Here is a 13,641-nt window from a genome sequence, read left to right as displayed (position 1 = left end):
CAACCGCCCTTGGCGCCTCAGGCCGGCAGGACGCCGGTGCCCTCGACCTCCACGGGCCCCGTCATCAGCACATGGCCGGTCGTCTCGTCCCAATCGATGCGCAGCACCCCGCCGTCCACCACCACATCCGCCGACAGGTCGGACTTGCCGCGTCGCGCAGCCGCGACGAGGGCCGCGCAGGCGCCCGTGCCGCACGCCTTGGTCAGGCCCGCGCCGCGCTCCCAGACCCGCAGGCGGATGCGGTCTGGCGCCTCGACATGGGCGAAGCCGACATTGACCCCCTCTGGAAACAGCGGGTGATGCTCGATCAGAGAGCCCGAGCCGCGCACGAAGGCGTCGTTGGGCGCATGGTCCATGAAGAAGACCACATGCGGATTGCCCATCGAGACGGCGCCCGGCGTATGGATCACAGGATCATCGATCGGCCCGACCTGAAGTTCGATGCCGCGCGTGTCCATCTCCTCGGCCAGCGGCACCTCGGTCCAGTCCAGGCGCGGCTTGCCCATATCGACCTGAATCTGGGCCGCGCTCGTCGACCCTTCGTGATCTCCCGATCCGACGCGGCCTGACAGGCGACGGGCGGTGGTGGGGCCGCCCGCCGTGTCGATCCGCACCTCGTCCCGGCCCAGCGCCTCCATCATCAGCCAGCCGACGCAGCGCAGGGCGTTGCCGCAGGTCTCGACGCTGGCGCCGTCGGCGTTCCACACCCGCATGAAGGCGTCCGCATTCGGCGTGGGCTCCAGCACGATCAGTTGGTCGCAGCCGCCGGTGGGCGACGCGCGGTCGCACAGAGCCCGCACCGCTTCGGCGTCGGGCTGAAACGGTGCGTCGAAGGCCTGGACGACGACGAAATCGTTTCCGGCGCCGTTCATGCGGACATAGGGACGGCCGGGCGAAGCGTGGGGCATGGGTGGCATATAGTCTCTCGGCGCGCAGGTTTCGAGCAGGGCTTGGCGCAGGCGCGGCGTGCTCTATGGTCCGGCCGATCCACGAAGCGGGGATGCGCTTGAGTCATACAGAAGCGAACGGCGGGGGCCTGCGGCTGCGGGCCCGCCTGCGCTACCTCTACCACGGCTCTCAGCCGCCGGCGGTGCGGTTCCGGCTGGCCGTCATCGTCGTCGACATCGCCATCATCGCCTTCTTCATCGCCGCACCGGTGCTCAAGGAAGGCGGCTGGGTCTTCTATGCGGTCGACTATCTGATCGCTGCCTTGCTTGCGGCGGACCTAGCGGCCCGCGCCCTGGCCTACGCCGATATCCGCGACTGGCTGAAGAAGCCGATCGTCTGGGTCGATCTGTTCGTCCTGGCTACCCTGCTGTTCCCCGCCTGGCTGTTCAGCCTGGCCTTCCTGCGGCTGCTGCGGCTGTGGACCCTGATCAGCTCCGACTTCTTCTGGCGCACCGTCGGCCGGCGCTACGACGACACCCGCGTCGAAGAGATCGTCAAGGCGCTGGCGGCGCTGGTGACCTTCGTCTTCGTGGCCACCGGTTTTGTCTACACGTGGTTCCTGGGGCGCGCCGATGGGCTGAGCGGCTATCTCGACGCCCTGTACTTCACCGTCACCAGCCTGACGACGACCGGCTATGGCGACATCCTGCTGCCCGGACCGTGGGGGCGGGTGGTGTCCATCGTCATCATGCTGGCCGGCGTGACCCTATTCGTGCGGCTGGGGCAAACCCTGCTGCGGCCTCACAAGGTTCGCTTTCCCTGTCCGACCTGCGCGCTGCAGAAGCACGACCCCGACGCTGTGCATTGCAAGGCGTGTGGCACGGCCCTGGCCATCCCCGACGAGGGCGCCTGATCATTACCGGGCCGTAATGTCGCGCCCGCTTGCCGGTCGGCCTTCGGTGGTTAAGGTGCCGCCCTGTTTTCTCTCGGGGCCCTGTCGATGATCCGTTCGCTCGCTTCCGCCGGGGCGCTCGCCGCCCTTCTCGCCTCCACCAGCCTGAGTTCGACCGCCTTGGCCCAGACGCCCACGCCGGCCCCCGCCCCCTCCGCCCCCAGCGCCGAGGCCGACGATCCCTATCTGTGGCTGGAAGAGGTCGACGGCGACCGGGCCATGGCCTGGGTCAATGAGCAGAACACCCGCTCGCTGGGCGTGCTGCAGGGCGACCCTCGCTACGAAACCCTGCATCAGCAGGCCCTGGAGATCGTCCAGTCGCGCGACCGCATCCCGTCGCCCGGCCTTCGCCACGACGGCCGCGTCTCCAACTTCTGGCAGGACGCCGAGCATGTGCGCGGCATTTGGCGCATGACCACGCTGGACAGCTATCGCACCGATGCGGCCCAGTGGGAGACGATCCTGGACATCGACGCCCTGGCCGCCGCCGAGGGCAAGAACTGGGTCTACAAGGGCATGACCTGCCTGGCTCCGGACGAGAACCGCTGCCTCGTCTCCCTGTCGGACGGCGGCAAGGACGCGGTGACGATCCGCGAGTTTGACATCGCGGCCAAGGCCTTCGTGCCGGGCGGCGTCGAGCTGACCGAGTCCAAGGGCGGCGCCAGCTGGATCGACCAGGACACCCTGCTGATATCGCGCGATTTCGGCCAGGGCACGCTGACGGATTCGGGCTATCCGATGATCGTCAAGCTGATGAAGCGCGGGCAGACGGTCGATCAGGCGCAGGAAGTCTTCCGCGGCCAGTCCACCGACGTGTCGGTTTCGGGCTACACGCTGCGGGACGCCGACGGCGCGGTGAAGGCGGTGCTGCTGAACCGGTCGATCAACTTCTACGAAAGCGAGACCTGGCGTCTGAACGACGACGGCACGACGACCCAGCTGCAGCTGCCGGCCAAGTCGAACATCAACGCCCTGGTGAACGGCCAGCTGGTGGTCACCACGGATCAGGACTGGACCGCCCCGTCCGGCCAGAACTTCACCACCGGCGACGTGATCGCCTGGCCGCTGGAGGCCTGGCTGGCCGACCCGGCCGCGCCCGCCCAACTGATCATCCGCCCCGGCGAGCGCGAGGCGGTCGAGGCGGTTTCGGCTACCCGCAACAAGCTGGTGGTGGCCCTGTACGAGAACGTGCGCGGCTCGGTCTATGTCTATGAGCCCTCGGCATCGGGCGAGTGGTCGCGCACCCGGCTGGACCTGCCCGAAAACGTCACCGTCGGCATCGGCTCGACCTCCGACCGCGACGACAAGGTGTTCGTCAGCGTCGCCGGCTATCTGAATCCGTCCAGCCTGTATCTGGCCGATGCGGCGACCGGCGACGTGGCCCAGGTCAAGTCGCTGCCGGCCAAGTTCGACGCGACTGGCATGCGGGTCGACCAGTTCGAGGCCCGCTCGGCGGACGGCACGATGATCCCGTATTTCGTGGTCCACAAGGACGCCATGGCGATGGACGGGTCCAACCCGACGCTGCTGTACGGTTATGGCGGATTCCAGTCGTCGCTTCTGCCGGGCTATTCACCGACGGTCGGCAAGCTGTGGCTGGAGCGCGGCGGCGTCTATGTCATCGCCAATACGCGCGGCGGCGGCGAGTTCGGCCCGCGTTGGCACCAGGCGGCGCTTCAGGAAAACCGCCAGCGCGCGCACGAGGACTTCCAGGCCGTCGCCCAGGACTTGATCACGCGCGGTGTCACCAGCCAGCCGCACCTAGGCATCATGGGCGGTTCGCAGGGCGGGCTGTTCATGGGCGCGATGCTGACCCAGCGGCCCGACCTCATCAATGCGGCGGTCATCCAGGTGCCCCTGTTCGACATGCTGCGCTTCCATCGCCTGCTGGCCGGCGCCAGCTGGATCGCGGAATACGGCAATCCGGACATCCCCGAGCAGCGCGCCTGGATCGAGCGCTATTCGCCCTATCAGAACCTCCGTGCGGGCCAGCCCTATCCGGAGGTCTTCATCCACACCTCGACCAAGGACGACCGCGTCCACCCGGGGCACGCCCGCAAGGCGGCCGCGCGGCTTGAGGAGTTGGGCTATCCCGTCCTGTTCTACGAGAACACCGACGGCGGCCATGCGGCCGGCGCCAACCTGCGCGAGACCGCCCGTCGGCTGGCGCTGGAATACACCTATCTGACGCGTCGCCTGATGGATGAACCGGCGCAGCAATAGGCCTGAACGCGGGCAGCTTCGGCCGCCCATACCTGTTTCCCGGCATGCGCCGGAACGAGCGGAGTTGAAATCCATGCGTCACCTGATCCTGTCCGCCGCCATCCCGGCCCTGATGCTGGGCGCCTGCGCGACCACCGCGCCTATGGCCGAGGCGCCCGCGACCCAGCAGGCGGCCCAGCGCGGGCCGGCCCCGCACTTCCCGGCCGACCTGTCGCCGGCGGGCGTCGCTGCGGCGGACGATCATCTGGCGCTGGAGCAGGTGGACGGGGCCGAGGCCATGGCCTTCGTCGCGGAATCCAACCGCAAAGCCCTGGCCGTGCTGGAGGGCGACCGCCGCTACGAGACCTTCCGTCAGCAGGCCCAGGCCATCCTGACCGCCACGGACCGCATTCCCTCGCCCTCGTTCCTGGGCGACGGCGTCGGCAATTTCTGGCAGGACGCAGCCAATCCCAAGGGCGTCTGGCGGCGCACGACGCTGGACAGCTATCGCACCGAAACGCCTCAGTGGGAGACCCTGATCGACGTCGGCGCCCTGGCGCGCGCCGAGGGCAAGGACTGGGTCTGGAAGGGCGTCAGCTGCCTGGCGCCGGACGAGACGCGCTGCCTGATCAATCTGTCGGACGGCGGCCAGGACGCCGTGGTGGTGCGCGAGTTCGACACCATGACCAAGCGGTTCGTGGACGGCGGCTTCGTGCTGCCGGAAGGCAAGCACCGCATCAGTTGGCTGGACCGCGACACCCTGCTGATCGCCACCGACTTCGGCGCAGAGAACGGCCGGCCCACGCTTACGGAGTCAGGTTATCCTTACATCGTCAAATCGCTGAAGCGCGGCCAGACGCTGGCCCAGGCGACCGAGGTCTATCGCGGCGAACAGGGCGACGGCGGCTATGGCGTCAGCCCGGCGGTCTATCGCGACAAGGACGGCAACGTCGAAGCCGTGCTGTTCCGCCGCCCGCTGGACACCTTCCGCGCCGAGACCTGGCGCTGGGTCGACGGGCGCGCCGTCAAGCTTAACCTGCCCGAACGGGTGGGCATCAACGGGACCATGGGACGTCAGCTGGTCTTCTCGCTAGATCAGGACTGGGCCGCCGGCGGGGCCAACCTGCCGGCTGGAGCCCTGGTCATCGCCTCGCTGGACAATCTGTCGCGGCCCGAGATGACGCGCACCAACGGCGACCCGGCCGTCATCTTCACGCCGGGCGAGCGCCAGTCGATCGACAGCGTGCGCGTCATGTCCGACAGCATCCTGGCCGTGGTGTCCGATAACGTCGTCGGCACGCTGAAGCGTTTCGACAGCAGCGCCCCGCGCGGCCACGCCGCGTGGCGCGCCACCGACATCGCCGTGCCGGCCAACAGCTCGGTCGGGCTGGGCGACAGCTCCAAGTCGCGCGGCGAGGTCTTCGTCTCGACCCAAGGCTTCCTGACGCCGGCGACCCTGAACCTGGCCAGCGTGCCGGGCGCGTCGCTGACCGAGCTGAAAACCACCCCGCCCAAGTTCGACGCCTCGACCCATGTAGTCGAGCAGTTCGAAGCCGTTTCGACCGACGGGACGCGCATCCCCTATTTCGTCACCCGCCCGCGCGACCAGCAGGGACCGGCGGCGACCATCCTGTTCGGCTATGGCGGCTTCCAGGCCAGCTTCCCGCCGATCTACCGGCCCGAGATGGGCAAGCTGTGGCTGGAGAACGGCGGCGTCTTCGTCTCAGCCAACATCCGGGGCGGCGGCGAGTTCGGACCGGCTTGGCACCAGGCGGCGCTGCGCGAGAACCGCCAGCGGTCCTTCGACGACTTCGCAGCGGTCGCCCGCGATCTGCAGACGCGCGGAATCACCACGCCCAAGCAACTGGGCATCTACGGCCGGTCGAACGGCGGGGTCCTGACGTCGGTGTCGATCACCCAACATCCCGAACTGTTCAACGCGGCGGTCATCGAGAGCCCGCTGGTGGACATGCTGCGCTACCAGGAGCTGCCGGCCGGCGCCTCGTGGATCGGCGAGTACGGCGACCCGCGCATCCCCGACGACGCCGAGTTCATCGCCCGCTATTCCGCCTATCAGCAGCTGCGGCCCGACGTGGACTATCCGCGCGTCTATCTGACGACCAACACCCGCGATGACCGGGTCCACCCCGGCCATGCCCGCAAGTTCGCCGCGCGCCTGGGCGACATGGGCCACGACCACCTGTATTTCGAGGACACGGCGGGCGGCCACTCCAACGACGCCGATCCGGTCGCCAACGCCCGTCGCTGGGCGCGGCACTACGTCTATCTGTCCCAGCAACTGATGGACTGAGACCGGTCGGGCTCAGCCCCAGGGGCCGCGTGGCCCCTGGGGTGCATCCGTCGAGGTCGGAACCGCCGTCGAGGCGCGCGGAGCGGGGTCCGCCAAAGCGGTGGGCGCCGGACGGCTCATGCCCATCTTCGCACCCAGCTCCATCAGGGCGCGCACGCGGTTGCCGGTGTTGGGGTGGGTCGAGAACAGGTTGTCGGCGCCACGTCCCGTCAGGGGATTGATGATGAACAGCTGGCCCGAGGCCGGATTGCGCTCGGCCGTAGGGTTCTCGATCCGCTTGGCGTAGGCCTCGATCTTCTGCAGCGCCGAGGCCAGGGCCTGGGGATCGCGGGCGATCTCGGCTCCGACGCGGTCGGCCTCGTATTCACGGGCGCGGCTAATGGCCATCTGCACCAGACCGGCCGCCATGGGCGCCAGCAGCATCAACGCGATGGTCCCGATGATGCCGCCCGGCCGATCCCGGTCGCCGCCGAAGAACAGGGCGAAGTTGGCCAGCATGGCGATGGCGCCGGCGATGGTGGCCGTCACGGTCATGATCAGGGTGTCGCGGTTCTTCACATGGGCCAGTTCGTGGGCCATCACGCCGCGTACTTCGTCGCGGTTCAGCATGTCCAGCAGGCCGGTGGTGGCGCAGACGGCCGCATTGGCCGGATTTCGGCCTGTGGCGAAGGCGTTGGGCTGATCGGTCGGGATGATGGCGATGGCCGGTCGCGGCAGACCGGCGTCGGCCGCCATCTGCACCACGTCCGCCACATAGGCGCGCACCACGGCGTTGGGGTGGCTCTCGTCCACCACCTGCGCCCGGTACATCTTCAGCACCATCTTGTCGGCGTTCCAGTAGCTGAAGATGTTCAGCCCCAGAGCGATCACGAAGGCGATCGCCATGCCGCCGACGCCGCCGATGAGGTAGCCCAGGCCCATGAACAGGGCGGTCATCACGGCCAGAAGGGCGGAGGTCTTCAGATGATTCATCGCAGGTCACCATGTCCGGCCATGACGCGGGCCGGTCGCTCGACTATCTGATTGCGCACCGCCCGCCCCTCAAGGGAGACGCCCTGTGACCGATCAGCCCACCCCGCCCGAAGAAGACATCGCGCCGCGTCACAACGCAGACGTGCCGCACGCCACGCCTGAACGACCGCTCAGCGACGCGGCCCGTCGCGCCCTGCTGGAGGCCGCTGAACGCCGCGAGGCCGACATTGCCCCTGACCTTCCGCCCGAGGACGGCGGTCCGCGCGGGCCCGAGCCCACCCGCTACGGCGACTGGGAGAAGAAGGGGCTGGCGATCGATTTTTAGGGAAAGTTAACCCTGTCTCTCGCGCGGAAAGGGAAATCCGAACCGTTTCGAGAAAACGGCATTAGCTTGGCTGGGAATCGACAGGGAGATCGGCCGTGACGGCTCGACACATCACCACCGCGACACTGGCTCTGGCGGCCGTGTTGACCGCCGCGACGGCCGCAGAGGCGCAAGGCCACCGCAACGCCGCCGGCGGCTATGCGCGCCACATGCCGGCCCACGCCCAGGCCTACGCCGGGGGCCACGCCCAGGCGCGGTCCTGGTCCGACGCGCAGAGCTACGGCTCGGTGCGCGGATACGTTTCCCGCTCGGAAAGCTACAGCGACACCGGCTGGCGCGGCGGCTACGGGCCGGTCGAAGTCTACGGCGGCGGCTATGCCTACGGCGCCGGCGGGGCGGGCTATGCGCCCCCGGTGGTGATCGGCCACGCCGAGCCGATCCGCGGCGGATGGGGCGGCCAGGTCGAGCAGTCGATGCCGTTCGGCTATCCCGTCTACGGCTTCGGGCGCGACTATTCGGGCGGCGCGCCCTGGACGCGCTATCGTCAGGGCGGCTCGGGCTACGGCGGCTACGATTACGGCTATGCCGGCGGCGGATATGCGGGCGGCTATTCCAGCGGCTACGGCTATTCGCAGATCACCCCGCCAGTCGAGCACTACAGCTATGAACGCCGGGACTATGTCGAGGATCGCGGCGGCCGCTACGGCTACAGCCAGGGCTATCGCGAGTGCGGGCACTGCGTCCCGCCGCCGTCGTATCGGCCCCAGCCCTATCCCGAGCCGGTCTACGCCCCTGCGCCGCCTCCGGTGCACGTGCGCCAGCGGCCGGTGCACGTTCAGGCCCCGCCCGTCTATGTCCAGGCGCCGCCCGTCTATGTGGAGCCCGCGCCGGTCTATGTGCGACCGAGCGACGTCTATGTGCAGGCGCCGCCGGTCCACGTCGCGCCGGCCGACGTCCGCGTCGCCCCGTCGCGCGTGCATGTGAGCCAGGGTCCGGTCCATGTCGCCCCGCCCTCAGTCGAAGTGGCCCCGCCGATGGTGGAGTTCGAACAGGCGCCTCCGGCCCCTCCGCCCCCTCCGCCGCCGCCGCACCACGGCCATACGCCGCCCTCGGGCTATTACGGCCAGCCCGACAGCCGCCCGGCCGCCGCCCCGCCGCCGCGGTCGTCGAGCGAATATCCCTATGTTCAGGAGCGCGGCGAGCGCGGCTGACGGCGCACCGTCAGCCCCCCGGGGGGGATGAAGCGCGGCGTCTGACAGACTAGGCCAAGGCGTCGCGCACGGCCTGCAGTCCAGCCTCGGCCTTGGTTCCGTCGGGCGCGCCGCCCTGGGCGAAATCGGGCTTGCCGCCCGCCCCCTGGCCGCCCATGGCGATGACCGCCGCGCGCGCCAGGTCGGCGGCGTTGACCTTGCCGGCCATGTCGGAGGTCGCCGCGACCGTGACCGCCGCCTTGCCGTCCGACACGCCGATCAGGGCGACGATGCCCGAACCGACCTGTTTGCGGAAGTCCTCGGCCACGCCGCGCAGGCCCTTGCCGTCCACGCCGTCCAGGACGCGGGCGATCAGCTTGACGCCGTTGATCTCTTCCGGCGCGGCGTTGCCGCCCGAGCCGCCGCCCAAGGCCAGCTGCTTCTTCAGGTCGGCGACCTGCTTCTCCAGCGTGCGCACCGAGCCCGACAGGGCTTCGACGCGGGCCGGCACGTCCGCGGGATGGATCTTGAAGCCCTGAGCCAGCTTCCGGGCCACATTGGCCTGGCCCAGCAGATATTGGCGCGCGGCCTCGCCCGTCAGGGCCTCGATGCGGCGCACGCCGGCGGCGATCCCGGTTTCCGACACGATCTTGAACAGGGCGATGTCGCCGGTGCGGGCCACATGGGTGCCGCCGCACAGTTCGACGGAATAGTCACCCTCGCCGGTCAGAGCCTTGCCAAGCGTCAGCACGCGCACTTCATCGCCGTATTTCTCGCCGAACAGGGCCACGGCGCCGGCCTCGATGGCGGCCTCGGGCGACATCAGCTTGGTCTGAGCCGGCAGGTTCTGGCGGATGACCGCATTCACCTCGTCCTCGATGCGGGCCAGCTCGTCCTCGGTGACCGGGGCGTTGTGGCTGAAGTCGAAGCGCATGCGCTCGGCGTCAACCAGCTGGCCCTTCTGGGCTACGTGCGGGCCGAGCACGTTCTTGAGAGCGGCGTGCACCAGGTGGGCGGCCGAGTGATTGGCGCGGGTGGTGACGCGGGCGTCCGGCTTCACGCGCAGCTGGACGCGAGCGCCGATCTCGAGCGTTCCGGCCGTCACCTCGATCTGGTGAGCGTACAGGTCGCCGCCGTGCTTCTGGACGTCCAGCACGGTTCCCGAACCGCCAGGCCATTCGACCTCGCCCTGATCGCCGGCCTGGCCGCCGCCCTCGCCGTAGAAGGGGGTCTGGTCGAACGCGACCTCGGCCGTCTGGCCGGTCTCGACGCGATCGGCCGCCTGGCCGTCGTGGACAATGGCCAGAACCTCGCCCGAGCCGTCGACGCCGTCATAGCCGGTGAAGACCGTCGGCCCCAGGCGGTCGCGCAGGGCCAGCCATTCGCCGGCGTTGGCGGTCTGGCCCGAGCCCTTCCAGTTGGCCTTGCCGCGCTGCTTCTGCTCGGCCATGGCCGCGTCGAAGCCTTCGATGTCGACGGTGAAGCCGCGACGGCGCGCCTCGTCCTGGGTCAGGTCCAGCGGGAAGCCATAGGTGTCGTACAGGCTGAAGGCCGTCTGGCCGGCGATCATGCCGCCCTCGGCCAGGTCGCGCGTGGCGTCCTCCAGCAGGCCCATGCCGCGACCCAGCGTGGTGCGGAAGCGGATCTCTTCCTGCTTCAGCGTGTCCTCGACAAAGGCCTGAGCGCGCTTCAGCTCGGGGAAGGCCTCGCCCATCTCGTCGACCAGGGTCGGCACAAGGCGATGCATCAGCGGGTCTTGGGCGCCCAGCAGGTGCGCGTGGCGCATGGCGCGGCGCATGATGCGGCGCAGGACATAGCCGCGGCCTTCGTTGGACGGGGTCACGCCGTCGGCGATCAAGAAGGACGACGACCGGAGGTGGTCGGCGATGACGCGGTGGCTTGCGGCCTGCGCGCCTTCGGCCTTGGTCGAGGTCGCGTCCTCGGACGCCGCGATCAGGGTCTGGAACAGGTCGGTGTCGAACACCGAGTTCTTGCCCTGAAGCACCGAGGTCATGCGCTCCAGACCCATGCCGGTGTCGACCGAGGGCTTGGGCAGGGAACGGACGATCTCGTCGTTCTCCTTCTCGAACTGCATGAAGACGTTGTTCCAGATCTCCACGAACCGGTCGCCGTCCTCGTCGGGCGAACCCGGAGGGCCGCCGGGAACGTGGTCGCCGTAGTCCCAGAAGATTTCGGTGCAGGGACCGCAGGGCCCGCTGTCGCCCATGGCCCAGAAGTTATCCGAGCCGGCGATGCGGATGATCTTGTCGTCGGAGAAGCCCGTGACCTTCTTCCAGATCGCGGCGGCCTCATCGTCGTCGATGTAGACGGTGACCAGCAGGCGCTTGGGATCCAGGCCGAAGTCCTTGGTGACCAGCTTCCACGCGCTGTCGATCGCGTGTTCCTTGAAATAGTCGCCGAAGGAGAAGTTCCCCAGCATCTCGAAGAAGGTCAGGTGGCGCGCGGTGTAGCCGACGTTGTCCAGGTCGTTGTGCTTGCCGCCCGCGCGCACGCATTTCTGGCTGGAGGTCGCGCGCGGATAGGGCGGGGTCGCCGCGCCGGTGAAATAGTCCTTGAACGGCACCATGCCCGCGTTGACGAACATCAGCGTCGGGTCGTTCTGCGGCACCAGGGGCGCGGAATGGACCTTGGCGTGCCCATCGGCCGCGAAATAGTCGAGGAAGGTCGAGCGGATCTGTTTGAGGCTGGCCATGGTCGGTCTAACGCGCGTCTTCGAGGGGAAGAGGCGCATATAGAGGCTACGGCGCTTTCAGGCCATGCCTTGCTGTCAGGCTTGGCGGTCAGGCCTGACGGAAACCCAGCACGTCCTGCATGTCGTAGAGGCCGGCGCGGCGGCTGCGCACCCAGGCGGCGGCGGCGACCGCGCCCTTGGCGAACAGGCTGCGGTCTATGGCCGAGTGCGACAGGGTCAGCACTTCATCCTCCGAAGCGAACATGACGGTGTGGTCGCCCACCACGCCGCCGGCGCGCAGAGCCGCGAAGCCGATCTTGCCGGTTTCACGCTCTCCGGTGATGCCGTCGTAGGGCGCGCTGCGCAGGTCGGCCAGGTCGGCCCCGCGCCCCGCCGCCGCCGCCTCGCCCAGCATCAGGGCGGTGCCCGAAGGAGCGTCGACCTTGCGGCGGTGATGGGTCTCCAGGATTTCGATGTCCCAGTCGCGTGCGTCCAGGCGAAGGGCCGCGTGCTCGACCAGGCCGATCAGCATGTTGACGCCCAGGGAGAAGTTGCCGCTGCGCACGATGGCGACGGTTTCGGCCGCTTTTTCGATCTCGCCCTCCTGCTCGGGCGTCAGGCCGGTGGAGCCGATAACCAGGGCGGGACCGCCCCGCTCGGCGGCCTGCTTGGCCAGGGACACGGAGGCCTCGGGCGTGGAGAAGTCGATGACCACGTCGCACAAGCTGAGGTCCGGCGCCTCGCCCCAGTCGTAGCGGGCGGCGACGACCACGTCTTCACGCGCGTCCAGCACTTGGGAAACGGCCCGGCCCATGCGGCCGCGCGCGCCCGATATGCCGACGTGAAACAGTTCGCTCATTCAGGCCTCCCCCCGAAGGTCGTTATTGCGCGGTTTCGCCGCCCAGAATATCGGCCCAGAACCGCTTGGCCTTGCCGGTGAAGGAGGTGTTGCGCGGCGTCTGGGTGTCGCCAAGCGATCCCGCCAGCTCCTCCAGCAGCTCCTTCTGACGAGCGGTCAGGTCGGTCGGCGTCTCGACGAACAGCTCGACCACCAAGTCGCCGCGCTGGCGGCCGTTCAGGTGGGGCATGCCCTTGCCGCGGATGCGAACCGTCTTGCCGGTCTGAGCGCCGGCGGGGACCTGGACCTGGGCCTTGCACTGGCCGTCGCAGGCCTCGGACACCAGGCAGGGCGCCTCGATCACGCCGCCCAGGGCCGCCGTCGTCATGGTGACGGGGACGGTGACCAGCAGGTCCAGATTGTCGCGCTCGAACAGTTCGTGCGAGCGGACCGACAGGAAGACATACAGGTCGCCGCGCGGCCCGCCGCGCTGGCCGGCGTCCCCCTCGCCCGTCAAGCGGATGCGCGAGCCGTCATCCACGCCGGCCGGCACCTTGAGCGACAGGGTGCGCGTCTTGCGGACCTGGCCGTGGCCGTGACAGCCGGTGCAGACGTCGGCCGCGGCGATGCGCGAGCCAGCGCCGCCGCAGGTCGGGCAGGTGCGCTCGACCTGGAAGAAGCCGTTGGCCTGACGGATGCGGCCCGCGCCCTGGCAGGTCTGGCAGGTCGAGGCCTTGGCGCCCGGTTTGGCGCCCGAGCCGTCGCACACGTCGCAGGTCAGGGTGGCGGGCACCGTGATCTCGACATCGGCGCCCTTGTAGGCCTGCTCCAGGGTGATCTCGAGATCGTAGCGCAGGTCCGAGCCGCGACGCGGGCCGCCCTGCTGGCCTCGGCCGCCGCCGCGTCCGCCGAAGGCGTCGCCGAACGCATCGCCGAAGACCTGGGAGAAGATGTCGTTGATGTCGTGGAAGCCGGCCCCCTGGCCGAACGGATTGCCGCCGCCGGCCTGGCCGTTGACGCCCGCATGGCCGAAGCGGTCGTAGGCGGCCCGCTTCTGCTCGTCCGACAGGACGGTGTAGGCCTCGGAAATCTCCTTGAAGCGCGCCATGGACTCTTCCGAACCGCCGTTGCGGTCCGGATGGTGCTTCATCGCCAGCTTGCGGTAGGCCGACTTCAGACCGGGCGCGTCAATGGTGCGCTCGACCTCCAGAATCTCATAATAATCACGCGTCGCCATCAGGCGTGGATCCTCTGAACTTCCCGCCGGCCGT

The 13,641-nt window shown here is 69.0% G+C and carries 10 protein-coding genes; 5 read left to right on the top strand and 5 right to left on the bottom strand.

Features of this window, described 5'->3' with window-relative positions; all coding sequences use genetic code 11:
- Positions 1 to 17: 17 nt before the first annotated feature.
- Positions 18 to 908: a diaminopimelate epimerase gene (gene dapF, locus E4M01_RS04970; RefSeq protein WP_135061946.1), complete on the bottom strand. Its 891-nt coding sequence runs from the start codon at positions 906 to 908 to the stop codon at positions 18 to 20.
- 98 nt (positions 909 to 1,006) lie between these two features.
- On the opposite strand from dapF, the gene E4M01_RS04965 reads away from it, so the two are divergent.
- From E4M01_RS04965 to E4M01_RS04955, 3 genes are all read left to right on the top strand, one after another.
- On the top strand, positions 1,007 to 1,801 hold the full coding sequence (locus tag E4M01_RS04965; protein ID WP_245158169.1) for a potassium channel family protein: 795 nt from the start codon (positions 1,007 to 1,009) through the stop codon (positions 1,799 to 1,801).
- Positions 1,802 to 1,888: 87 nt separating this feature from the next.
- On the top strand, positions 1,889 to 4,063 hold the full coding sequence (locus tag E4M01_RS04960) for a prolyl oligopeptidase family protein (RefSeq protein ID WP_135061948.1): 2,175 nt from the start codon (positions 1,889 to 1,891) through the stop codon (positions 4,061 to 4,063).
- Between the two features lie 73 nt (positions 4,064 to 4,136).
- Entirely contained in the window at positions 4,137 to 6,353 is a 2,217-nt protein-coding gene (locus E4M01_RS04955) for a prolyl oligopeptidase family protein (RefSeq protein ID WP_135061949.1), read from the top strand.
- A 12-nt stretch (positions 6,354 to 6,365) separates the two neighbouring features.
- Here the strand turns inward: E4M01_RS04955 and htpX are convergent, their stop codons facing one another.
- Positions 6,366 to 7,325, bottom strand: a complete 960-nt coding sequence (gene htpX / locus E4M01_RS04950; RefSeq protein ID WP_135061950.1) for a zinc metalloprotease HtpX — start codon at positions 7,323 to 7,325, stop codon at positions 6,366 to 6,368.
- Positions 7,326 to 7,410: 85 nt separating this feature from the next.
- On the opposite strand from htpX, the gene E4M01_RS04945 reads away from it, so the two are divergent.
- Complete coding sequence (locus E4M01_RS04945; RefSeq protein WP_135061951.1) at positions 7,411 to 7,650, top strand: DUF1674 domain-containing protein; 240 nt, start codon at positions 7,411 to 7,413, stop codon at positions 7,648 to 7,650.
- 95 nt (positions 7,651 to 7,745) lie between these two features.
- Positions 7,746 to 8,861, top strand: a complete 1,116-nt coding sequence (locus E4M01_RS04940; protein WP_135061952.1) for a hypothetical protein — start codon at positions 7,746 to 7,748, stop codon at positions 8,859 to 8,861.
- A 49-nt stretch (positions 8,862 to 8,910) separates the two neighbouring features.
- On the opposite strand, the gene alaS is transcribed toward E4M01_RS04940, so the two are convergent.
- From alaS to dnaJ, 3 genes are all read right to left on the bottom strand, one after another.
- The gene (gene alaS, locus E4M01_RS04935; RefSeq protein WP_135061953.1) at positions 8,911 to 11,553 is read right to left on the bottom strand and encodes an alanine--tRNA ligase; all 2,643 of its coding nucleotides are present in this window, start codon (positions 11,551 to 11,553) and stop codon (positions 8,911 to 8,913) included.
- 88 nt (positions 11,554 to 11,641) lie between these two features.
- Complete coding sequence (gene dapB / locus E4M01_RS04930) at positions 11,642 to 12,391, bottom strand: 4-hydroxy-tetrahydrodipicolinate reductase (RefSeq protein WP_135061954.1); 750 nt, start codon at positions 12,389 to 12,391, stop codon at positions 11,642 to 11,644.
- Between the two features lie 22 nt (positions 12,392 to 12,413).
- Positions 12,414 to 13,607, bottom strand: a complete 1,194-nt coding sequence (dnaJ, locus tag E4M01_RS04925; RefSeq protein ID WP_135061955.1) for a molecular chaperone DnaJ — start codon at positions 13,605 to 13,607, stop codon at positions 12,414 to 12,416.
- Positions 13,608 to 13,641: the final 34 nt, after the last annotated feature.

It is taken from the genome of Brevundimonas sp. MF30-B (assembly GCF_004683885.1).
Classification (GTDB): domain Bacteria; phylum Pseudomonadota; class Alphaproteobacteria; order Caulobacterales; family Caulobacteraceae; genus Brevundimonas.
The sequence above is the reverse complement of the archived record's forward strand: the minus strand, read 5'-3'. Positions and strand labels throughout refer to the sequence as shown.

What these genes read in the sequence shown, in the direction of transcription:
- dapF (WP_135061946.1), bottom strand. Translation starts at nt 908, where the DNA reads ATGCCCCACGCTTCGCCCGGCCGTCCCTATGTCCGCATGAACGGCGCC.
- E4M01_RS04960 (WP_135061948.1), top strand. Translation starts at nt 1,889, where the DNA reads ATGATCCGTTCGCTCGCTTCCGCCGGGGCGCTCGCCGCCCTTCTCGCC.
- alaS (WP_135061953.1), bottom strand. Translation starts at nt 11,553, where the DNA reads ATGGCCAGCCTCAAACAGATCCGCTCGACCTTCCTCGACTATTTCGCG.
- dnaJ (WP_135061955.1), bottom strand. Translation starts at nt 13,607, where the DNA reads ATGGCGACGCGTGATTATTATGAGATTCTGGAGGTCGAGCGCACCATT.
- dapB (WP_135061954.1), bottom strand. Translation starts at nt 12,391, where the DNA reads ATGAGCGAACTGTTTCACGTCGGCATATCGGGCGCGCGCGGCCGCATG.
- htpX (WP_135061950.1), bottom strand. Translation starts at nt 7,325, where the DNA reads ATGAATCATCTGAAGACCTCCGCCCTTCTGGCCGTGATGACCGCCCTG.
- E4M01_RS04955 (WP_135061949.1), top strand. Translation starts at nt 4,137, where the DNA reads ATGCGTCACCTGATCCTGTCCGCCGCCATCCCGGCCCTGATGCTGGGC.